The organism is Aeoliella mucimassa, from assembly GCF_007748035.1.
GTDB classification, from domain to species: Bacteria; Planctomycetota; Planctomycetia; order Pirellulales; family Lacipirellulaceae; genus Aeoliella; species Aeoliella mucimassa.
In genome coordinates this window covers 6,112,750-6,135,213 of record NZ_CP036278.1, presented here as the reverse complement: position 1 = coordinate 6,135,213, position 22,464 = coordinate 6,112,750, and the positions used below count along the sequence as shown (strand labels likewise).

Sequence of the window (22,464 nt, the reverse complement as noted above, 5' to 3'; positions counted from 1 at the left end):
GAGTTCGTGGGGCTTTTGTTGCTAGCCGATTTCAGGCAATTCGTAACCCGCCCGGCGTGGGCGCGAGAGCATCGCGTTCGCTTCGTCGCAGTTGGTGAACTGCTCGGTTTCCGCGTCCCAGTGCAGGCTCTCCCCGACGCGACCCACTCCGCGGGCGATGTTCACCAGCTCGCAAAGCGTTGCTGCCCGCTGTCCGATTTCGATGTCGGCATTGCAGCGACCGCGCGACTTGATGCACTCGATCCAGTTCTCGATATGGTAGGCCGTTTCGGGGCGGCGGTTGGCCCCCGGGTTGTCGGACGCGGTAACCAGCTCCTTGGGATTGCTGGCAATCTTGTTGCGATTGATTTCGATCTTGCCGTTCTCGCCGACAAAAATCGCACCCAGCCCAGGGCCGCGGTCACCGTCCAGGTGCAAGCGAAGTTCGGTGCCATTGGCAAACCGCATGAGCACCTTTGCGCGAGGTCCTTCGAGTTTCGCCATGTGGTAATAATCGGCCCCAGTGTTCATGTCGGGACTTTCGTCCTGAATCGCGGTGCCGACCGTCTCGCGAGGGGCGAAGCGTCCCGAGTCGCGAATGGCGACTTCTTCTTGCAGCACGATCTCGGCCGGGCCGGTGTCGTCGGTGCCGAGTGCTCGATTGATCTGATCGTACGAGTGGGCGCCCCAGCCGCTGACGCCGAAACACAACCCGCCGGCGTCGTAGTCCCACCAGCGTCCCCAACCGAATTGCAGGTCGGCATCGTACGGACGCAATTCCGCCTGGTTGGTCCATACGTCCCACCATTTATCCACGGGGCCTTGCACGTCTGCGTTGGAAGACTTGGTCCACACGAACGGGCCGATGAAGTTGGGCGCGAGCACCGCTTTGATCTTTCCAATCGCTCCGTTCTTCACCAGGTCGCTGGCCCAGTTGTTGATCGGCATGCTCCGTTGCTGGGTGCCAACCTGGGTCACCCGATCGTACGCTCGCACGGCGTTCACCATCGCGCGACCTTCGCTAATCGTCAGGCACATTGGTTTTTCGATGTAAGCATCCATGCCCATTTGCATCGCATGCATCGCAATCCACGCCCTGGCATGAGTGGTGGTTTCGATCATCACCGCGTCGAGTTGTTCTTGCTCGATCATCTGGCGGAAATCGTCGTACACGCCCCACTTCTGATCGCCGGAGAGTTTACTGGCAAACTCTTCCGCACGTTGCTTGAAGCAATCGCAGGCGGCTACCACTTGGAAACCTTTGACGTCGGCCCCTTCGCGAATCATGTAGGAGCGACCACCGCAGCCGATCACCCCGACTCGCACTTGTTCGCTGGGGGGAGCGTTGCCATCGCGGCCGAGTACCGATGCCGGTAGGAAGGTGGGTAATGCGATGGCTGCGGTGCCGAGTTTCAGCGCGTCGCGCCGGGTGAGGGTCGTGGTCATGGTGGGTGCCGCCTTTGGCTGGTAGGAAGGGGGGATTGGAGGATGGTTAGTCCTCGATGGGAGTGTCCGCGTCGAGCGATCGCAGTCGTACGCTCTTGTATTCGATCTTCATGGGAGGGCCTTGATGCATCTGCAGGGCGATCAGGCCTTTGGTTGTCGAGAGCTTTGGGTCGTGATCTTCGACCTCGCACATGAGCTTGCCATTGATCCAGAGTTTGATCTTGGCTCCTTGGGCGACGATGCGATACTCGTTCCAGTCGTCCCCCTCGGTCGCTTTTAGCAGCGCTTGCGAGTCGGCAAACGTCTCGCTGGTTTTTTCGCCGGATTTGTCGAACGAAACCCGCTCGCCACGCCCGGCTACGAGTCCTCGGTCGTGCTGATACAAGCACCCGGTGTAGACGCCAGCGGTATCGAGATCGGCCTGATAGCCCCAGATGTCGAACTCCGGCCGGCGGTCGCTGCGGAACTGAATGCCCGAGTTGCCTTCGCCATGAATGCGGTACAAAACGCGCAGCTCAAAGTCGGCGGGCTCGCCGGCGGTCCAATTGAGATAGTGCGATCGCTGGCACGGCTTTTCGGGCGTCGACTCGCACACCAACACCCCTTCCTCCACTTTCCACCACCCTGGTTGGCCTTCCCAGCCCGAGAGGTCCTGGCCGTTCAGCAGTTCTTGGAAGCCGTCTTCGGTAGTCGCCTGCCCGGGAGCGGCTGCGTCCTTTGCTGGCGATGGAGTACTCTCCTCAGCAAACAAGTGCGAGGGAGCGCTAAGTAGCAGAGCTAAAAGCGGAAAGCAAACAAAACGTGCAGCGACGCTAGAGATGATATGCATGGAATTGACCAAGCCAAGTCAATGAGCAGGGAGGGGGGACAACGAGCGTTGCGCCCAGTATAGGCCCGCGTCGAGTTGGGCTGCAATCTTAGGCACCCTGCGTGCAATCATGGGGTACCCCCCCCCATGGGCTTATGCACGGCATGGATTTCTCAAGCGTGTGGTCTATGTAGGTGACAAGGCACACTAGAACACTTCGGGAATACCGAAGCCCTCCTCCGGGCGGGGGGACCCGCTCGGCCAGTGGAAGCGTCGCTGCGAGTCGTCGATCAACAAGTCGTTGATGCTGGCTTCGCGCCGACGCATCAAACCTTGCTCGTCGAACTCCCAGAGTTCGTTGCCATACGCGCGATGCCATTGATGTTCGGCCGTGCGGTACTCGTACTGAAATCGTACCGCGATGCGATTGTCACTGAACGTCCACAGCGACTTTGCCAACCGATACTCAAGCTCGACCTGCCATTTGCGAGTAAGGAACTCGACGATCTGATCGCGCCCGTGGAAGAACAGGTTGCGGTTCCGCCATTCGGAGTCAGGGGAGTAGCTCTGGGCAACGCGGTGAGCATCTTGCGAGTTCCAAGCATCCTCGGCAGCGCGGACTTTTTGGCGAGCTGATTCGAGCGTGAAGGGGGGACGAAGGGCGAGGGTGGCTGTCATCGTGCGCGACTTTGCAATTGAGTGTGAAGGTGTTGAGTGAAGGTCCCACCGATGGCTGGGCGATGGGCAATGTCAGGGCCATCGCCCAGCCAAATCGTTCGGCGGGTCACCGGGCTTCAGGATTAGTGGGTGGAGCAGGTGCCATTGCTGCTGCAGGTTCCAGCAGCGGCCAACTCAGGGGCGGCAGGGAAGTCGATCTTAGGATCGGCCACGTGGTTGAAGTAGTTCGTCAGAATGTTGAGCGAAACGTTCAACACGATCTCCACGATTTCACCCTCGCTGAAACCATGTTGCTTCAGGTTGGCCAGATCGGCGTCGTCGACGTGTCCATTTTCGTCGACCAACTTCCGGGCAAAGCCAACCAGAGCTTCGTCCTTGGCATCGACCGCAGTGCCCAAGCGGGCGTCGCGAATCTGATCGACCGTGAGTCCGGCCATCTTGCCAAGGGCCGAGTGGGCTGCCAGGCAGTAGTCGCAGCTATTCGCCTGCCCCACGGCCAAGGCAATTTGCTCTCGCTGGGTCGCAGTGAGCAGGCCGCCGCCGAGTGCCGAACTGAGCGACAGGTAGCCTTCGAGCGCGGCGGGCGAGTGGCCGAGCGTTTGCATCATGTTCGGAACCATGCCCAGCTTGGACTTGATGCCGGTGAACAGTTCAGCGGTACGACCAGTGGCGGAGCTAGGAGCAACAGGGGTAAGGCGTGGCATAGTAGGTTTCCTTTCGCAGCAGCGGAGTTTTGAGTGAGAGCCATCGAAAAGCTCGTTGATGCCTTGCTACTAACGCAGTTGGTGTGCCAGTTGGCATAGATTGTTGTAAGTGACTTGATGGTAAAGAGTTACAGCAATTGCCAGGATTGTTGCGGGCGCACGAAATATCGTGTATAAACGACAAATCGTTGCGTGAACACGAATTGTCGTTGGCTTGGAGCGGTCCGTTGCTTGAAACGAATGCCATCTTTGGTGACCCCAAGCAGATCTTGCTCGCCTTGTCGGGGCAGCACCATCTGCCTGAGCTTTTGCCGGCCGCGGTACGGTTGTTGGCCCAGCGTTCAACGATCGCCCTCGCGCGGATCTGGCTGTTGCGCCCGCCGCTCCACGGCGATTGCGGCAAGTGTGCGCTGGCCGATGAGTGCCACCAGCGAGACCGATGCCTGCACCTGGTAACCAGCTACGGCAACTCGGCAACCGACGAGCAGGAACATTGGACGCGCGCGGATGGCAAGTTCCGCCGCTTCCCCCAAGGGGGGCGGAAGATCGGGCGGATCGCCTCGACCGGCGAGTCGATGCTGATCAACACGCTGCAAGAAGGCCATGAGTGGATCGTCAGCCCCGAGTGGATTCATCGGCAGCAAATCGTCGCCTTAGCGGGCTTGCCGCTCGTGTATCGCGGCGAGACTCTCGGCGTGCTCGCCATCTTCGCTCGCGAGCCGATTGAGCAATCGTGCCAGGAATGGTTGCACATGATTGCCGATCACCTGGCGGCAGCGATTGCCAACGCGCGGGCGATCGAAGAAATCGAGGAACTCAAGTCGCACCTGGAACTCGAAAACGAATACCTTCGCGAAGAAGTGGCCGGCACCGCGTTTGGCGATCTTGTCGGTCGCAGTCCAGCGCTCGATACGATCGCTCAGCAAATCAATCTGGTGGCACCCACCGAATCGTCGGTGCTCATCCTCGGCGAAAGCGGCACCGGCAAGGAGGTGGTCGCCCGCGAGTTGCATCGCCGTAGCTCGCGACGCGATCGTCCGCTGATCAAGGTAAACTGCGCAGCGATTCCGCGGGAGCTGTACGAGAGCGAGTTCTTTGGGCATTCCAAGGGATCATTCACCGGGGCGCTTCGCGATCGGGCAGGGCGGTTCGAACTGGCCGACGGCGGCACTCTGTTTCTCGACGAGATCGGCGAAATTCCTCTCGACCTGCAAGCGAAGCTGTTGCGGGTGCTGCAAGAAGGGGAACTCGAACGCATCGGCGAAGAGCGGACGCGCAAAGTGAACGTGCGAATCATCGCAGCAACCAACCGTGAGTTGCGACAGGAAGCACTCGAAGGACGGTTTCGACAAGACCTGTACTATCGGCTTAGCGTGTTTCCGATTGAAGTGCCACCGCTCCGCGACCGGTTGGAGGACGTCGGGCTGCTGGCCGAACATTTTCTCGCCCGCTACTCTCGGCAGTTGGGCCGCGCTGAGTTGCGGCTGACGCTCGGCAACGTCAAGCAGTTGCAGGAGTACGACTGGCCTGGCAACGTCCGCGAGCTGCAGCACGTGATCGAGCGGGCAGCGATCGTCGCCTCGAACGGTCGGCTGACGTTCGACCTGCCAAAGCCAGCACGCACGGGGTCGCGAAGCCCGAAGCACGCATCCAAACGCGAGGGGGCAAACTCCAGCGAGCCGATCTACACGATGGCCGAAATGCGGGACCGCGAGGCCGACAACATTCGTCGCGCACTAGAGCATTCGGACGGCAAAGTGTATGGCAAAAACGGGGCGGCCGCTCGCTTGGGAGTCAAGCCAACCACGCTGGCCTCGCGGATCAAATCGCTGGGGATTCGCTAGCGACGGTGCGATGCTAGCATTGCCAGCAGGATGCGTGTTGCTGAAAGCCGATGAACGAGCTAAACTTCGCCCACTTTTCTGTCTAGCTTCTCTTCACAACAACTCGTCGGTCTCATGCGAACTACCGGTTGCGCACTGTGCTAACAGCTGCGTGGCTCAGCGAAACCTGCGTGGAACGATGAATGCAGAGCAAGTTCGTTAATCTTGGAATGTGTTCAAGTCGCTGGAGTTCTTTCATGCGTTCGCAACTCGACGCGTTTCGCTCTTCCAATCGCAAACCAAGCAAGAGTAGTTAGCACCACCAGTAGCACAGCGGGAGCTCCGATTCGGCCTGCGTATGCTAGTCCGCCAAGGAGGCTTGAGCCAATAAGCATTCCCAACAGCAAGTTGCGTACTGAGTACTGCAGTTTTTCTTGCTTGTGAGACAATGCTCTGACATTCGGCATCAGCGATGTTCCAAGCAAGACAACTGGAATGAAAACTAAGTCCCAGATGGCCACTGCGGATACGGCAGAAATCCCGAATCGCTCCACCGGCTGCAAACTCGAAGAGTAGGCAACGACGCTCATGACAGTGAAAGTTAGATACCCCGCAGAAAAGCAAAACGCTGCCAGGGTACTTCGCTTCCCGAACACTGCCCAGATGACCATCCCACAGCAAAAGCCCAGAACCCATTCACTGAAATGCGAACACACCATCCACCACGGCCCCAACCAGTTACCAAGACCGTTAGCTTCCAACCATCTTGAAACCGGTTTCTGAATGCCCAAGTCACAAGCTAAAGCATACAAGTAAACGTGAGCAATGGCGGCCGCGAAACCCGAACCCACACACAGCATGTGTATTCCAAAGCGAGTTGCAATTGTCCGCAGCGGCATTAGTGTGAAGCTCGCCACCAGGTAAGGAAGAATGTGAATTGTCGCCAGGCACCGACAATAATGGCTGTGTCTACAGTGTAACACAGGCGGCAGCCGCTGAGGTTGCCACAACTAGGGCAATTCGATGATCTCCGAAACTCGCTTGGTCTCAGCGGCCGAAGCTGTTTTGGCGAACAGTGAACCTGCGAGGCGTTGTTGGCAGCCAACCAGCGTAGAAGTTTCACACCCAACGTACGAAGGCGGGTTTTCTATTCTGCTTTTGGCACCTGTACTGTTTATTAGCTAACAGTGCGCTAGGCAGAAACATCCTATCACACAGCGAGAAGGTTGAGATAGACATAACTCACGGCTACACTGTAAGTTACGAGGATCGGAAGCCCGAGTGTTAGGCTGACAACTTTGCAGTCTACAGGTGTTATGATGATCATTCTATAAACAAGTTAGGCGACGGGACATTCATGCGGCGAGTTTCGTGTGACCAATTCGAGTTTGACCCACCGGATTCTGAGCAATCACTCGAACTGGCTCTAGCATCGCCATCACGGTACTGTCCCGATCTGTCCGCGCTGCTCAAGGCCTGCGCAGCAACAAAACATTATGGTCCACCACCAGTCAATTGGCCGCGATGGCAGATGGTTGTAGATCACCTGCATCGGTTCGCCGGTATTGATTTGCCCCACCCGACAACGCTGCGTGAATCAAGCCTCCTAAACGACGTTTGGGACGACGTAGAACTCGGCTTAGCATTTGGTGAAACAACGGTGTGGTATCACTGGTATACAACTGCTTAAAGTCGCCTAACCACCGGCTGCAGTTGACCGGCGACGCCCGCGAGTAGAATGGTGTTGTCGGTTGGACGCCTGCTCCCGCGGGCGGCCGGCAACTGAGCTGAATTACGTTAGGCCAAAAAACAGACGCAATGAAGAAGCGCCTCCGAAAGAAGCTGCATCGGGTAGAATTCGCGGTCCGTGGAGTAAGCGTCAGGGCATCGTTCACGCGGCACCTCGACTCAACGGAATTTGATCGTTTCACCGATGGCTTTATCGAGGAAGCGATCGAAGCCAGGGCGCTCTGGTTCGGCGGCGGAGGACACCCGGCGAAGGGATGGGAGGGTGTGATCGAGCCTCGGACAGGGGACACGACAATTCGGCAGGAAGATTTGGAATGGGTGCGGGCGTGGCTTCGAGAGCGAACCGAAGTCGATTCCTTCGAGATTTCGGAGCCATGGGATTTGTGGTATGGGAAGAACCCCTTCGATGAGGAGCCGCAACCAGAGGCCTAACAAGGCAGAGTAGCCAACCGTTTAACGTGCTGGCGGTCCTTTTTGCGTTAGCCCCCTAGGCTTCATCGGCCGAAGCTATTTTAGCGAACAGTGAATCTGCGAATCGTTTTTGGCAGCTAACCCGCGTAGAAGTTTCACTGCGACGCGTCTTAGCACCTAGAATCTGCTATAATCCGGGTTGAGCTTATCCACAAAAAAATGTGGATAAGCCGTGCTTACACACATTTTTTGTGTCGAATAACAAGTGTATGCCTCTGGCACGTCCCCGGCCCCTCATGCGAACCGAAGCAGTTGCCTTCGGCACAGCATGTGCATGTCTTTCTCCAGCCGGATCGCATACCTGCCATTTCGGCACGGGAATGCCGAACAAACACAGGGTCGCGAACCATATCTGGCAATACCTGTCATATCTTTCTGCCTACTAACAGTGAAGGAGAACAATCTTGGCGAAAAAAGAAAAAGGACGTTTGCGGGTATTCTTCGCTGAATTTGAAGGCGACGATGAGACCATCCAGGAGGGGCTTCGCGCAATCGGAAGTGCCGTTAACAAGACGTTCCAGCCCGCCACAAAGGTCGTCAAAGTATTGACTAACACGAATGGTAACGCTGCCGGAGATATTGACCTAGATGACGAATTGCTAGATGTCGAACCATACGACGACGATGATGTCATCGACGCGACTCCATCCAAAAAGTCGAAGTCTCCGCGGACGCGAAAGCCACCGGTAATGTCAATTGTCAAAGATCTCGACCTCAAGCCGGAAGGCAACACCGCGTTTCGTGAATTCATCGAAGAAAAACAACCCAAGGACCAACAGGCGTTCATTGCCTGTGCCGTCTACTACCTAGACAACGTTCTTGGCACTGAAGGAATTTCTCCGGACCATATCTTCACGTGCTTCAAGGACGCTGGCCGACGGACTCCGGCCGACTTACCACAAGCGATTCGCAACATTGCAAATCGGAAGGGTTGGGTCGACTCGAGGAAGCAGAACGACATCACGATCACCAATATCGGCGAAAATTTTGTCGAACACGATCTGCCTCCGTCAGGCGCCGCTGAGGGATAACGTCATGGATGTCAACCAGTTTTGCGTGAAGCTCGCTGCGCTCGACCTTACGAATGCGCAGCGTGCCGTTGCACTACTGTGGTTTTACGATAGGGACACCACCGGAATTAGAAAATCCGCTGGTGATTTGGCGCGAGTAATTCAGCGAAATGGTTTAGGCAATCCGAATCAGACAACTCTTGCACCCGCAATCGCGAGATTGCGTTTGACGCTTCAAAACAAGGCGGGATTTCAACTGAAACCGACGGCCAAGCCGACTGTGCAGGCTTGGGTACAGGGTCTATTAGACTCCAGTCCAGCAGATCACGACGGGGCGAACGGCTACCTACCTGAGGAACTGTTCGCAGGAACTCGTGGTTACATCGAAAAGATTGGTAACCAAGTCAACGGTTGTGTTCATTATCACTTCTTTGATGCGGCATCGGTTATGCTCCGCCGCTTAATTGAGACGCTACTAATCGAATGCTACGAGCATTTGGGCATTGGTTCCCGTATTAAAGACGCCGATGGCAACTATTCCATGCTGTCGGGAATTATTACGGACGCGGTGGATAATGGCGGGCTGTCACTCGGACGAGAGACAAAGAAAGTGTTGAAGGAGTTGAAGACAGTCGGCGACCGTGCCGCTCACAATCGGAGGTACAACGCGGTGGCGGCAGACTTAGAACGAATTCGTATTGGAACACGACTAGTTGTCGATGAACTCATTCAGCTTGCCACGCTACGACGCGCGGCATAACAATAGCGTGAACCGGAGTGGCGATTCACGCCGAATTTGAAATCAACGTCAACCGTCGCCACCCGGTTACACAATCCATTAGACGCCTATAGGCTTCATCGACCGAAGCAGTTTCGCCTTGCCGAGATTATCGCAGTTCACTCTCCCCGGCGGCGCAAACCTTTTGCGAGGGATGTTTCCCTTTCACCGAATGCTTGAGAGGGGGGCGGATCAGTAGTCGAGGCTGGCTGGCTCTCGGTGGTATTCTTGCCCTCCGCGGGCTTGGCGTCTCTGCGTGAGACTTCTTGTGGTTGCTCCAGGTCCACCTCGCTAACCATCGCCTTCGGCTGCGGGCTAAACGAATTTTCTGAATGCTCCAGTTTTCGCTGGGAATTGGCCACCAATGGTGTTCTAATGGACAGGTGACTGAGGCCGTCGGCTATCAGCTTTCGGCTGTTGGCTTTTTTGGTGATTGGAGGTGAATCAGATGTGATGCTTGTTTTGAACTCGAACGACTAGCGACACGCAGGCGAAGGGTTGCCGGCGTGGGCGTTCGCTGCTGCGCGTGTTGGCAATGCAGGTGATGGGGCTGCGTCGCTGTCGCTCCTGGTCCCATCCTACAGGGCGTTCGTTGGTGACACGCTCGAAATGGCGAGCTGAGATCTTTCAGTCGCCGGAAGCTCCTTCAAGATGACATCCCTCAATCAGAAATCATCACTCAGAAATCATAAATCCCAAACTCCCCTGCCCCCCGAATCCTGACTCCTGCCCCCTCCCCAAAATAGTTTCCCACCCATGGGAATCTATTTTGGGCACTTTCCGCGGAGGTGTTGATGCAACTCTCTACTAACAAACGACTTGCGATTGATTCCCATCGAAAAAATAGATTCCCACTCGATGCGTTTTGGGAAATGGGAATCTATTCGGGCGCGAAAACTACTGGTTTTGTAGCGCGGGCGGAGATTCAATTTTCCCATCGGTGGGTAAATTGGGAATCTATTTGCCCAGCTGTGGGAATCTATTCGTGGTGGTGGGAATCTATTTGGTGCAGGATGGGAAGCTGGCGGAAGTCGACGGAGTGGCGAGCAGCCCATCCGCAAACTCAATGGAAGGATGCCAAGTGCCTACTCATGTTCCACTCGTCGTCGTGACTCCTACCCCCTTGGGAACTCTCGGACCCAACCATCTTGATTCAACCGCTTCATCCGATTCCAATAGGAGCACTTCTTTTCAGGCTCGGAATTCGGAGTAACAGCCGTGAGTAGTCGACGCCGGGGTGCTGATCGCAGGACCGTTTTGTCCCTCTTTGCGCTGGCGATAGTCGTCGTGCTGGTTGCCCCCACCCGCGGTCAGGCCCAGGTGACGGCCGACCTGAAGTGGGTGGAAGTCGAAATTGCCCTCGCGCCGAACCAAAAGGCGATGGTGCAGTACAAAGTTCGCTGGCAGGTGCAACGCGGCACCATGGGGGGCTTTTACTTTCAGGGCGAACGCGGGCGGATCGACTGGCACCAACCCGGCTGCGGGGCGGTGGTCGAGGGATCGGGCAAGAGCTATCAGCTCGACCTGAAAAATCTCGGCGACAAATACGACGTGCTGCTCGCCAATGGTCAGCGGTTTGGGCCGGGCGAGATCACGTTTGTGCTGACGTACTTTACCGACGTAGCTGCTGCTGGGCATTTGCAGCGAACCACGTCGGCTGAATTGGGCGAGCTGGTCGTGTTCGGGTGGGCACCGGTGCAGTGGGACGAACCGCTGGAGCACGAAACCGTGCTGGTGAGGTGGCCGATCGAGATCGATCAGGACGAACTCACGTTTGAGCAGGCGGCCGAACTCGGTTTGCGGACCGAGCCATTTGTGAACAAACGGTACAAGCTGTCGTACCTCGGCCGCCGCGGCACCGGAGTCACCACGCCCGACGCCCCGACCGATGGACCTCGCTACCTGGTGGTACGAGCGCACAAAGAAAACTTGAGCACCAAGGAGAAGTTCCCGCTCACGTACTACGTGCCGGCCGATACGTTCGCGGGCATGTCGCTACGCACCAAGCCGACACGGTCGAGCCAGCCGCCGCCCGCTTCGGGATTGGTGGCCGAAACGCCGGCTACGTCGAATCAGCCGCCACCACGTTCCACGCCAAGCTACTCTCGGCAATCGGCCTCGCCCCGTTACTCGGTCGACCGAAACTCAGGGCGTGGGCTGGCGATTGTGATGCTGGTGCTACTCGGCGGCGGGGCAGCGGCCATCGTGCTCATCAAGCATCGCTCGCTGCAGCAAGCGGCCAAGCAACTTGAGCATGTAAGCTGGGATCGCGACGACTGGCAGGTTCCATCGATCGAGCTGAAGAGCTTCCGCAAGAATGGCAAGATCGCCAAGCTTAACGCGGTCGAGGTCGGTTACGTGTGCGATGTACCGCTCAAGACTTTGATTGCGGTGATGATCTTGGAACTCGAACAGCTCGGCATCGTGCACGTGATCGGCGAGAATCCCATTCGGCTCGAGAAAACCGGCATCACCGGCGACGACCTCACCGCTTACCATCAGACGATCCTCGACTGCGTGCAGGACGATGGATTCCTGGCCGAGGATCTGGCCGAGAAACTCGTGGTGCAAATCACCGCGGGCATTCAGGAGAAAGCCTGGGACTGCGATCTGGAAGCGACCAAGGAGCACTACCAGAAAGAGATCGAAAAGGAGTTCCGCAAAGCCCTGGCCGAGTCGGACGAGTTCTGGGAAGCAGCCACTCAGGCGAAACGCAAACCATCGGGGCGCAAGACTCCGCGCCGGCCGGTGCGGTCGGGGCGCGTGTTCGATCGCCGCCGGGTGTACTACCCGTACTTTCACACGTACCACCATCACGACAGCAGTTGGTCGACTCGCGAGCAACAAGTGTCGACCCTGGCCGCGGCGGTGCCCAACACCCACGGGCTGGCCGATCACAGCTACTCCTACTTTCTGTCGGGCGGTAACGACCTGGCCAGCCAGTACGCCGCGTCGGCTTGCCATAGCGCGTGTCACTCGGCGTGTCATAGTGCCTGCCATAGCGCGTGCCATTCGGCATGTCACAGTGCGTGTCATAGCGCGTGCCATTCAGCCTGTCATAGTGCCTGTGTGAGCGGAGGAGCCCACTAAATGTCGCAAGACCTGAGCTTACCCATCATCAATCAGGAAGAAGACGCCCAGCTCGAGCGGCTGGTCGAACAGGCGTCGGCTTACGTTGATCCTGCGAGCGAGCCATTGCCGATCGTCGGGCAATCGGCCACCGGATGCGGATGTGCCAGCGAGCAGGAGCAACCCCACTGGTACCCGGCCGACGGCGAGCAGTTCGGCACCGAGCTAGAGCACCTTGACTGGATCGACGAGTTCGTAGCCAACGTGCGGGCGTATGTTCGCGTGCGTCCCGACGATGGCGTGCTAATCAAAATGCCCACCGAGGTGTTTCAGTTGAACCGCTCGGGACTCACGTTGCTGCATCGAGCACTCGAGGGAGAGCCTGCCCGGCAAATTGCGTTGTCGGTTGGTGCTGGTAACCACCCCGAGCGCATCTATCAGATGCATACGTTCTTCTGCGACGTTCGCGACCTGCTCGCGAATCGCCTGGGAGACGGGCGGGGGCGGCCGACCACGAATACCACTCCGTTCGAGGGGAGCTTCACCCGCTACCCTGTGCTGAGCGAAATCGCCATTACTTACCGTTGCAACCTGGCTTGCACGTTCTGCTACGCGGGGTGCGGAACGCCCGACGCCACGCCGGGCAATTTGGCCCGCGAGCGGCATCGCAACTGGTGGAAGTTCTGGCGACAATTCGATTGGTGGAAGAATCGCCATCCGCAGCGTGATCCCGTCGGCGAAGAGATGACCGCCGACGAGGTGATGCGGGTGATCGAGCAGATCGCCCAGGTCGGCAAGGTGCCGAGCGTCAGCTTCACCGGCGGCGAGGCGACCTTGCGGCCTGAGCTGCCGATGTTTATTCGCCATGCCCGCGACAATGGTATGCGGGTCAACCTCATCACCAACGGCATCACCAGTTCGTCGAAGCAATACGTCGACAAACTGGCCGCGGCCGGACTGACTTCGGCCCAAGTGAGTGTCGAAGGGCCGAATGCCCAGGTGCACGAAGCCCTGACGCAGCGCCCTGGTTCGTTTGCGAAGACGATGCGAGGCATCGAGAACCTCCGCAATGCAGGTTTGCACGTGCATACGAATACCACCATCTGCGAAGAGAACGCCGAGCACCTGCTTGGCATTCTCGACTTGGCCAAGTCGCTGGAATTGCCGCACGTTTCGATGAACCACATCATCCCGACCGGCACGCCGCGGCTGGCTCGGCACGAGCAGATCAAGATCTCGTACACTCGCATCGGCGATTTCGTGCTGCAAGCCAAGCAGCATGCCGAACAGATTGGCATCGATTTTCACTGGTACTCGCCGACTCCGTTTTGCATCTTCAATCCCATCGCTCATGGGCTCGGCAACAAAGGGTGCGCGGCTTGCGATGGACTGGTGCACGTGTCGCCATCGGGCGAGGTGCTGCCTTGCTCGAGCTTCGCCCGCGGGGTCGGCAACGTGCTCGACGAAGGGTTCGACAACGTCTGGTTCGGCAAAGACGCTCAGTTCTACAAGAAGAAACGGCAAGCCCATCCTATCTGCCAAACTTGCGAACACTTCGAGCTATGCCAAGGAGCTTGCACGCTCTACTGGAGCGGCATGGGCTACAGCGAATTGTACAAAGCCAACCGCCGGCGAATGACGCCCGGCTATGTGATCGAACGCGTGAAAGGCTGGCTACGATGAGTCGAGTACTCCCCGATCGCGACCAGCGACATCTCTTGCAGTTCTATCTGATGTCGCAAATCAACTACAATCAGCGGCTGCTCTGGGCGGCTGGAATCATTGCTGCTGGCCTGCTGATGCAGATGTGCTGGCCAGCCGACTCGCTCGAGTCGGTGCTCGTGATTACGTTGCCGATGCTCCTATTCGGCACGCTCATGCTGCTGGTTCGCGGGTACGATCTGAAGCCGCGCTACAACGTGCGGTTCGGCACTTGGGAAAAAACCACTCGCGAGCAATTCACCACCGCGCGACTATTGCAAAGCAATGTATCGAGCTGGGACCAAGCGTTTGTCGATATCACCAGTCCACTGGGGGCCTTTGGTCTGGCGATCACCGGAGGAGCTGTGCTGCTGGCTGTGGCCGCCGTAGCGGCCGATCGGTCGACCAGCATGTGGGCGCCGGTCATCGGGCTTGATGCGGCGGTGCTGTTGCTGCCTCATTGGTTTGTCGGCACCAAACGCGGTTGGCGCCCGGTGTCGCTCAATCAAGAGATCCAAGCTCTCGAAACCGCATTGCGGGCGATCGAGCCTTACGAGGATCCACCCTGCCAGATTCAGCCGATGTTTCAACTCGCTGGCAAAGGGGAGACGAAAACCCCCATCGGCGCCCGGGTGTTTATTCGCTTTCCCGATGGTCCCGAAGACCTGCTCGGCGTTCAATTGCAGGTGGCCATCAACGATGTGCAAGGCACCAAATATCCCTACTTGTACGCGGTGATCGTCGCGAAAAAGTCGTTTGGTCTACTAGGCCAGCCGCTGCGTGAGTGCCAGGTCAGGATGAACCCGAAGAAGAAGCGACAAACGGGGCTGCTCGACTGGCTGAGCGGCGGAACCCCAGTCGGAAGGATGACCGTCGAGGGCAAATCAGAAGACGACGTCGACGTAATCGTGATCCGGCAGCACACTACCAAGAAGTCGGGCTATCACACGAGCGACGCCACCGTCGCCCGCATCGCCGCCAGCGCGTGGCGGATCGCCAGCGAAATGGCCACCGCGAAAAAGGTGAGGTAAACACAGGAAAGAGGTACTACGACGACAGTTACCAATTTACAATGCGGCCAGGGTGGTCTATTCCTTGTCGCGACTCATTGGGGGAAACCATGGTTGCCAAACTGCGAGCGTCTTGTTCGGTAGTGTTCGTTTTGGTCGCGTTCTCGTCCTCTGTCTGGGGGCAAACCGATCCGAGCAACTTTGCGAACGTCATCAACGTCCCACCGACCACCATTGGCAATCTTTATACGATTGCTTCCGATACGCAGCTTAATCTCTCGGAGGGGGGCACCATCGGCGATTGGCTTACTGCCGGCGATAGCGGCCTGGAAGACAATCATATCGAAATCAATGCGACTGGTGGCGTTGTAGGGTACAACCCCAGGGTCTTTCCCGGGACAACCGTTAACATCGACGGAGCGGAGATAGGGTCGAATTTCTATGTCTACGGCAGCACCGTGCATTTAGAGGATGGCACGATAGGTCCCTATGTGCGGGTGAGAGAAGGTACTTTGCTGGACGTAAAAGGAGGTTCGATCGACTACGCTTGCAATTTAGGGGCCGGTACGACGTTGCAGATGTCGGGGGGGAGTATCGGAACTCGCTTGCGCGCTAACGAAGCCACCGTCGATATTTCCGCAGGGATGATCGACAGCGACTTTGATCTAGAAGCAAGTGAGCTCTACCTTCGAGGTGGGAGTATCGGGGACGACTTCAATGCTAGCAAGAGTTCCTTGAATATCTCGGGCGGGGCAATCGGCAACAATGCTGTCGTGTTCTTCCTCAACGAGGTTGCCATCACGGGTGGAACGATTGGGAACAACATGAGAGTGTTTACCTCGAGTACAGCGACTATCTCTGGTGGTACGTTTGGCGACAATTTCACCATCTTGCCCCATGGGCCTCGAATCGTCAGTCCCGATTCCGACGAAGCGAGTGCAGCCTTCGAGCCTCCGCTGGCCGCGCTGAAAGGCGACCTGGACTACGACGTACTCATCTCTGGCGGTACCTTTGGAGACGCGTTCAAACTCTATGAGGGAACGCTTGTGCTCGTCGGTAGTGAGTTCTACCTGGATGGCATTCCGATCGAAGGATTGGGATTGGAAGAGCCCTTTGAGCTTACCGAACGCGATGTCACGCTGTCGGGCGTGTTGCAGGATGGCTCGCCATTTAGTTTCGATCTGAACTCCACCTCGGTGGATAACAACGACTACTTCTCTCCCGATGCTTCGCTCTACATCGCCCAGGTGCCCGAACCGCAGGCACTTGCCTTGTTCGTCAGCACCGCGCTGCTGGCGATCGTGCTCCGAACCCGGCAGCTCCGATGTTAATCCCCAGGAGACAGACTCGTTTTGACCCAGCGGCAGGCGAGCATTGACCAAAAACCGCGCGGTACGGCGACTCGCCTTTCGCGGGGAATAATCACACTAGAGGTCGGTGTTGCAGGTTTCCGAAGTCAGCATGCTGGGTGTGCTTGCATCGGGTGCTAAGAAAGCAGGCAGCAGTCGGCACCCCCCCGATTGGCGTAAGAAAGTTTCTCGGGCAGCGAGTTGCAATTATGCGGTCAAATTCAGCATTTCAGTGGGAGAGCTGTCGGGTTATGTGGTTTACAGCAGTCGTCGAGGTTTTGCCGGTACGAAATTTGCATGTTTAGTTACTTTTCGCACCTATGGAGTGGTGTTTCTCGTGCACGGAGGCATTTTCTCGACCGTGCGCACTCGCTGCAGTAGGTCAGCTCGATCTCTCTTTAATTGTGGGAACTTCGGATGGATACAGCTTATAAAGACAAGACAAGTCGCAACGGTAGTGGATTGACTGCTTCTTCGAACAGTGCCTCGCCATCGTATGACTCGGCTCGCAGGGCGGCTATTTCGGCAGTCACGAACTACAAGCCCAGCTCGCCGCCGATGAACTTCCGTGACACCTCGACTGGCGACCTGTTCAACGCCAATGTGTTCTCGAAGTCGGTCATGAAGAAGCGGCTCCCAAAGCCGGTTTACAAGGCGCTGCTCCGCACGATGGAAGCAGGCGAGAAGCTCGACCCCTCGGTGGCCGACGTTGTGGCCGCTGCCATGAAGGACTGGGCGATCTCCAAGGGCGCGACTCACTACGCTCACGTGTTCTACCCGCTCACCGGTTTGACCGCTGAGAAGCACGATAGCTTCCTGGCTCCCGACGACGATGGAACCGCGCTCGCCGAGTTCTCGGGCAAGCAGCTGATTCAAGGCGAGCCCGACGGTTCGAGCTTCCCTACCGGCGGTATTCGGGTCACGTTCGAAGCTCGTGGTTACACGGTCTGGGACGTGACGAGCCCCGCTTACATTCTGGAAAACGACAACGGCACCACGCTTTGCATTCCCACCGCGTTCGTGTCGTGGACCGGCGAAGCACTCGACAAGAAGACTCCAGTGCTACGTTCGATGCAGGCCCTGAATCAACAGGCCCAGCGCATCCTGAAGCTGTTCGGTCACACCGACGGCAGTCTGGTTTCGTCGACCGCTGGTCCCGAGCAGGAATACTTCCTGATCGATCGTAACTTCTACTTCTCCCGCCCCGACTTGCTGAACGCTGGTCGTACGCTGTTTGGTGCTGCACCTCCGAAGGGCCAGGAGTTCGACGATCACTACTTTGGTGCGATTCCCGAGCGCGTGCTGGCCTTCATGCTCGAAGCCGAACGCGAACTGTTCAAGCTCGGTATCCCCGTAAAGACCCGTCACAACGAAGTGGCTCCTGGTCAGTACGAGATTGCTCCGATGTTCGAATTCGCCAACCTGGCGACCGACCATCAGCAACTCACCATGACCACGCTTCGCCGAGTGGCTGAGAAGTACGGCATGGTTTGCCTGACCCACGAAAAGCCATTCGCTGGCGTCAACGGCTCGGGTAAGCACGTCAACTGGTCGATGGGCAGCTCGTCGCAAGGCAACCTGCTCGATCCAGGCGACACCCCGCACGATAACGCTCAGTTCCTGCTGATCTGCGGTGCGGTCATTCGTGCGGTACACAAGTACCAAGGCCTGCTCCGTTCGGTTGTCGCTTCGGCGAGCAACGATCACCGGTTGGGTGCGAACGAAGCTCCTCCAGCGATCATCTCGATCTTCCTGGGCGATCAGCTCACCGACGTCTTCCAGCAAATTAAGGCTGGTGGTGCTAGCTCGTCGATTCCCAAGGGTACGCTGACCGTTGGTGTCGACGTGTTGCCGCCGCTGCCAAAGGATGCTGGCGACCGTAACCGTACGAGCCCGTTCGCGTTCACTGGTAACCGGTTCGAGTTCCGTGCGGTTGGTTCGAACCAATCGATCGCTGGCCCGCTCGTGGCGATGAACACCATCGTCGCCGAGTCGCTCGACTACTGTGCAACCCGTCTGGAAGAAGCCACTGGTGGCGATCCCGAGAAGTTGCACGGCGAGCTGCAGAAGCTGCTCACCGAGATCATGAACGAGCATGGCGCGATCATCTTCAACGGCGACGGCTACAGCGAAGAGTGGCACAAAGAGGCCGAAGAGCGTGGTCTGCTGAACCTGAAGACCTCGGCCGACGCCTTGCCTGTGTTGAAGAACCAGGACATCATCGATCTGTTCGGCAAGTACAACGTGCTGTCGGAGCGTGAGCTCGCCAGCCGTCTCGATACCTACCTCGAGCAGTACTGCATGACGATCGGCGTGGAAGCCAAGCTGACGATCAAGATCGCCAAGACCATGATCTTCCCTGCTGCGATTCGTTACCAAAACGAGCTGGCTGCAACGTGCACCAACCTGAAGATGCTCGGGTACGAGTTCGATACCAACACCCTGGATGCCATGACCGAATTGGTCAAGGAGCTTCAGGATTCGATCGCCGAACTGGAAGCCTCGCTGGCCGAAGGGGAGTCGGACGATTTGCTCGCTGAGTCGCGTCACTGCTGCGACTCGGTGTTGCCGTTGATGAACAAGGTTCGCACCTACGCCGACAAGCTCGAAGGCTTCGTTGCCGACGACCTGTGGCCGCTGCCGACCTACCAGGAAATGTTGTTCATCAAGTAGTAAGTGCTTGCCGAACAGGCAAGAACGATGAACTCTGAGATAAGACGACGGGCGGACCAGCATTCGAAAGTTTGCCAGTCCGCCCGTCGCTATCAGGGGGTACGATGTCACGCAGCGCAAAGCCGCGCAGGTTGCTACTTATGCAGGACCGAACTCATGCATGACCGCGAAGCCATGGTGTTTTCAGGTCAAATCTCTTAGGCCAGCTTTCTCAGGCCAACGGCATCGATTTTCTCTCGTGCAACGCACTGAGATAAAGCAGCGATGGTTCATGTTTCTCGATATTCGTATCGTCGAGCATTTTCAGCCCTGCCGCCATCACGTCACGGCGGCTAATCTGCCCCAGCAAGTAACCTTGCTCGTCGACCACGGCCAGTCGGCGGAAGTTCGTGAGCAGGAATACTTGCGCGATCGACAACAGATCGGTGTCCGGGCGGATCTGTCGTGCTTGGGTATCCATGAACGCACCCACGTTGTTCGTGGGAAGCGAGTCGTACGTGGCGTCCAGAATGACTTGCATCGCGCACTTCTCGGAAAACACACCGAGAAACTTGCCATCGGCGTCGACCACCGGAGCACCTGAGATGCGACTCTTCAACAGCGTTCGCACTGCGTCCAGGACGTCGACGGTGGGTCGAAGGGTCACCAGTCGGGTGACCATGATATCCTTGGCAACCTTTGAATTCATACACTGCTCCACGAGATAAGGGTGCACTAACTGGCGATCAGGGTCCATGCAATCGCGTACCGCAACTGCCAATTAGTCTAGGACTGCGAGGAAATGATTCCGACTCAGTGCTGCATCGCCCGGGTGGATGCTGCTGGGGGATAAGGTATGAACGACGGATTCTCGCAGCGGTCGTCAGTATACCGAGTTAGGCTGCGAGCCCCAAAAGAAATCTAGCACCCATTCTGCAAGTTTTTGCCGAGATAGATTGTGAACCATTTCACGAAGGGGGTGCGGACCACTTTCGTTCGAGTTTCGGCCACGAATAGCACGCTGAAACAGATTGTGAATTCCTTCACAATCGCGCTGGAAGTAAACAGCTGGCAATTCGAGAATGCGCGCTACGTTGCTAGCATCTGGGGGGTGCCACGGCGGAGAGCGGTTGTTCGTTCGTTAGCGAACGGGAACGAAATCGTTCGACCAGATCACCTGTTCCGCAGAACCGGTGTAGCCTTCAATACGCTCTGCAGGCTGGTCGATGACGCTACCAATCACACCCACGTGCGATGCCGAGGTAATCGAGTCGGGCAGGGCCTTCGAGGTGAGTACGATCAGCTTGTGATTGTTCGGCAGCGTGAACTCGTACTCGGCGACACTTCCTTGCTGACGGCCTTTGTCGGGCTGGCCGCTAAAGAAGATGCCGCCATGCGTGCGGCGATCGCTCGTGAGCCAAACGCTCGAAATCAATGCGATCTCTTCGCGACTCTGCGCGGTGGCAAACAACGGAGGGAACACCGCTCGCGCTTGGGTGTTCCAACTCGCGGTTGGTTCCCCTTCGGCAAAGGTAATCGCGTCGGCCAGCGGGGCGATCGAAGCGTAGCCGCCACCCTTGGTGGGGCGGAGAGCGGAGTCGGACAGGCTGCCGTCCAGCAGCTTGCTGGTCGCGTCCTTCGCTGCTTTGGTCAGTTCCATGATTTCGGCCGCAGGGTACTTCGGAGCACCAGTGATCTCGACGGTGCTCTTGCTGAGCGGAGCGGCCGCCGAGTCGTCCTCGTCCCAGGGGGCGGGGGCCGAGCTGTCGGGCGGGGAAATGGTTTCCTCGAAGTTCAGCGGAATCACGTTGCCGGTCTCTTGGTGGTCGTTCTCGGCCAGCATCGTATCGCCCGAAGAGCTTTCGCTCGCGCCTTGCTCGGTGGTCGGATCGCTGCGGAACTCGGCCGGTTTCAGCAGGTCGGGATAGTACTGGGCGACCCCAAACGGTTCGGCCGGATTCGAACGGAAGTGGTTGATCCACATCACCGCCAGCGGCGATAGGATCAGCGCGACTGCAATGCTGCTCACACCACCCATGGCGAGTTTCAGCAGCGAGGTGCTGCCGCCCCGTTTGCGGGTGGGGATCTTGCCGCTCGGTGCTTGCACGCCGGCGAACGAGATTTCGTCGTCGGCTTCGTCGGTCACCGGCAGCAGCGACTCCTCTTCTTCCTCAAGGTGCGAGTCGCCCGACAAACCCATCGACGCCCGCAAGCCTTTCGGGTGTTCGGGTTCCGTGTCGCTGCTATCAGGCCCAAAGTCGAACGAGGGAGACGCTAGCGGTTCGGTGGTGGCTTCTTCGTCTTCGTCATGGAATGCCGAAGGGGTACTCGAATCGCGCGAGACTTTGTCTAACTCGTCGAGGATCGTATCGATCGACTCGCCTTGCACCATGGGCTTGGTATCGTTGGAGTCTTCGAACTCCACGTCGATCGCGTCTTCTTCCAGCGGCGATGGTTCTGGTACTGATTCATCAAATGCACTGCTGGCGCCAAATAGCTCGCCGAGGGTTGGTCGCCGATCGGAAGTCGGCGCCGGCTCGTCGGAGTCGCTCGTAGCGTGCTCGAGTGAATCGAAGCTGGCAGGCTCGAACTGGGCGTCTTCGACATCTTCTTCCCTGGAGCCGACAAACTCGTCAAACGAATCCGTCGACGGTTCTTTCGGCGAGTCGTCGCTGGTGTCGTCCATCGGTTCGATCGACGCGGTGCGGGGTAGCTTTTGGGTGATCGCTTCGGGATCTACCGCCGGCTCGCTGGTGGGCGGCTCATCGATTGTGGGGCGTTTGACCGGTCCAGCCGAGACCTTGTTGAACAGTTCCTCCAGGCTCTTGTAGTTGCCGAGGTTCAGTTCGCTAGGCTTCTCGGCGTTACTCTCCGAACCGGAGCCTTGCGGTTTGGGGCTTTCTGATGCGGCACGCTTGCTGTCGGAATCTTCGAGGCCAGCGTCTTCGAGAAACGATGCTAGCGTCGATGCACTAAACGATGGAGTTTCGTCCGCTGCGCGGTCGTCTTGCGACTTGGTGGGTTCCGCCTGGCTGGCAATCGAGGAAGCCTTGGTCACCGGGCGGGCTGCCATCACGGTGCGCGGCGCGGCATCGTCCACCAGGAACGTATGGCGACACGCGGGACACTCAACCTCGACGTCCGACGACGCTTCCAAGGCGTCGGCCGGGAGTTCGAGCTCACAATCACAAGCGGGGCAGCGGGCCAACAAAGCCATGGCGAGGGCTATCTCCGTAC

General features: G+C 57.8%; 15 protein-coding genes. 9 read left to right on the top strand and 6 right to left on the bottom strand.

The features are described 5' to 3' along the window. Positions 1–21: 21 nt before the first annotated feature. The 4 genes from Pan181_RS24125 to Pan181_RS24110 all read right to left on the bottom strand — a co-directional run bounded on the left by Pan181_RS24125 (position 22) and on the right by Pan181_RS24110 (position 3,615). Positions 22–1,425: a Gfo/Idh/MocA family protein gene (locus Pan181_RS24125; protein WP_145251284.1), complete on the bottom strand. Its 1,404-nt coding sequence runs from the start codon at positions 1,423–1,425 to the stop codon at positions 22–24. A gap of 46 nt (positions 1,426–1,471) precedes the next feature. Next, positions 1,472–2,254 (bottom strand): 3-keto-disaccharide hydrolase, encoded by a 783-nt coding sequence (locus Pan181_RS24120; RefSeq protein ID WP_145251282.1) that lies wholly within the window; start codon positions 2,252–2,254, stop codon positions 1,472–1,474. A 186-nt stretch (positions 2,255–2,440) separates the two neighbouring features. Continuing rightward, on the bottom strand, positions 2,441–2,911 hold the full coding sequence (locus Pan181_RS24115) for a nuclear transport factor 2 family protein (RefSeq protein ID WP_145251280.1): 471 nt from the start codon (positions 2,909–2,911) through the stop codon (positions 2,441–2,443). 122 nt (positions 2,912–3,033) lie between these two features. Continuing rightward, complete coding sequence (locus Pan181_RS24110; protein WP_145251278.1) at positions 3,034–3,615, bottom strand: carboxymuconolactone decarboxylase family protein; 582 nt, start codon at positions 3,613–3,615, stop codon at positions 3,034–3,036. A 227-nt stretch (positions 3,616–3,842) separates the two neighbouring features. Between Pan181_RS24110 and Pan181_RS24105 the strand changes: the two genes are divergently transcribed. From Pan181_RS24105 to Pan181_RS24065, 9 genes are all read left to right on the top strand, one after another. After that, complete coding sequence (locus Pan181_RS24105) at positions 3,843–5,459, top strand: sigma-54 interaction domain-containing protein (protein ID WP_145251277.1); 1,617 nt, start codon at positions 3,843–3,845, stop codon at positions 5,457–5,459. Between the two features lie 1,797 nt (positions 5,460–7,256). Next, the gene (locus tag Pan181_RS24100) at positions 7,257–7,619 is read left to right on the top strand and encodes a 50S ribosome-binding protein YggL (RefSeq protein WP_145251275.1); all 363 of its coding nucleotides are present in this window, start codon (positions 7,257–7,259) and stop codon (positions 7,617–7,619) included. Between the two features lie 443 nt (positions 7,620–8,062). Next, complete coding sequence (locus Pan181_RS24095) at positions 8,063–8,689, top strand: hypothetical protein (protein ID WP_145251273.1); 627 nt, start codon at positions 8,063–8,065, stop codon at positions 8,687–8,689. Positions 8,690–8,693: 4 nt separating this feature from the next. Further along, positions 8,694–9,428 (top strand): hypothetical protein, encoded by a 735-nt coding sequence (locus Pan181_RS24090; protein ID WP_145251271.1) that lies wholly within the window; start codon positions 8,694–8,696, stop codon positions 9,426–9,428. A 1,275-nt stretch (positions 9,429–10,703) separates the two neighbouring features. Then, a complete protein-coding gene (locus Pan181_RS24085; protein WP_145251269.1) occupies positions 10,704–12,536 on the top strand; it encodes a hypothetical protein in 1,833 nt (610 codons plus the stop codon). Beyond that, a complete protein-coding gene (locus Pan181_RS24080) occupies positions 12,537–14,198 on the top strand; it encodes a radical SAM/SPASM domain-containing protein (RefSeq protein WP_145251268.1) in 1,662 nt (553 codons plus the stop codon). It begins immediately after the preceding gene. Beyond that, a complete protein-coding gene (locus Pan181_RS24075; protein ID WP_145251266.1) occupies positions 14,195–15,247 on the top strand; it encodes a hypothetical protein in 1,053 nt (350 codons plus the stop codon). Before Pan181_RS24080 ends, Pan181_RS24075 begins: the two co-directional genes overlap by 4 nt. Before the next feature lie 89 nt (positions 15,248–15,336). After that, entirely contained in the window at positions 15,337–16,557 is a 1,221-nt protein-coding gene (locus Pan181_RS24070) for a hypothetical protein (RefSeq protein WP_145251265.1), read from the top strand. A gap of 435 nt (positions 16,558–16,992) precedes the next feature. Further along, the gene (locus Pan181_RS24065; RefSeq protein ID WP_145251263.1) at positions 16,993–19,248 is read left to right on the top strand and encodes a glutamine synthetase III family protein; all 2,256 of its coding nucleotides are present in this window, start codon (positions 16,993–16,995) and stop codon (positions 19,246–19,248) included. Between the two features lie 211 nt (positions 19,249–19,459). On the opposite strand, the gene Pan181_RS24060 is transcribed toward Pan181_RS24065, so the two are convergent. Next, positions 19,460–19,936 carry a CBS domain-containing protein gene (locus Pan181_RS24060; protein ID WP_145251261.1) on the bottom strand — a complete coding sequence of 159 codons (477 nt, stop codon included), beginning with the start codon at positions 19,934–19,936 and terminating at the stop codon, positions 19,460–19,462. A gap of 432 nt (positions 19,937–20,368) precedes the next feature. After that, complete coding sequence (locus Pan181_RS24055; protein ID WP_145251259.1) at positions 20,369–22,444, bottom strand: hypothetical protein; 2,076 nt, start codon at positions 22,442–22,444, stop codon at positions 20,369–20,371. Positions 22,445–22,464 lie beyond the last annotated feature (20 nt).

Excerpts from the sequence above, each read along its gene's own strand:
- Pan181_RS24070 (WP_145251265.1), top strand. The coding sequence starts at position 15,337 with ATGGTTGCCAAACTGCGAGCGTCTTGTTCGGTAGTGTTCGTTTTGGTC.
- Pan181_RS24125 (WP_145251284.1), bottom strand. The coding sequence starts at position 1,425 with ATGACCACGACCCTCACCCGGCGCGACGCGCTGAAACTCGGCACCGCA.
- Pan181_RS24115 (WP_145251280.1), bottom strand. The coding sequence starts at position 2,911 with ATGACAGCCACCCTCGCCCTTCGTCCCCCCTTCACGCTCGAATCAGCT.
- Pan181_RS24090 (WP_145251271.1), top strand. The coding sequence starts at position 8,694 with ATGGATGTCAACCAGTTTTGCGTGAAGCTCGCTGCGCTCGACCTTACG.
- Pan181_RS24100 (WP_145251275.1), top strand. The coding sequence starts at position 7,257 with ATGAAGAAGCGCCTCCGAAAGAAGCTGCATCGGGTAGAATTCGCGGTC.
- Pan181_RS24110 (WP_145251278.1), bottom strand. The coding sequence starts at position 3,615 with ATGCCACGCCTTACCCCTGTTGCTCCTAGCTCCGCCACTGGTCGTACC.
- Pan181_RS24080 (WP_145251268.1), top strand. The coding sequence starts at position 12,537 with ATGTCGCAAGACCTGAGCTTACCCATCATCAATCAGGAAGAAGACGCC.
- Pan181_RS24065 (WP_145251263.1), top strand. The coding sequence starts at position 16,993 with ATGGATACAGCTTATAAAGACAAGACAAGTCGCAACGGTAGTGGATTG.
- Pan181_RS24055 (WP_145251259.1), bottom strand. The coding sequence starts at position 22,444 with ATGGCTTTGTTGGCCCGCTGCCCCGCTTGTGATTGTGAGCTCGAACTC.
- Pan181_RS24120 (WP_145251282.1), bottom strand. The coding sequence starts at position 2,254 with ATGCATATCATCTCTAGCGTCGCTGCACGTTTTGTTTGCTTTCCGCTT.
- Pan181_RS24075 (WP_145251266.1), top strand. The coding sequence starts at position 14,195 with ATGAGTCGAGTACTCCCCGATCGCGACCAGCGACATCTCTTGCAGTTC.
- Pan181_RS24060 (WP_145251261.1), bottom strand. The coding sequence starts at position 19,936 with ATGAATTCAAAGGTTGCCAAGGATATCATGGTCACCCGACTGGTGACC.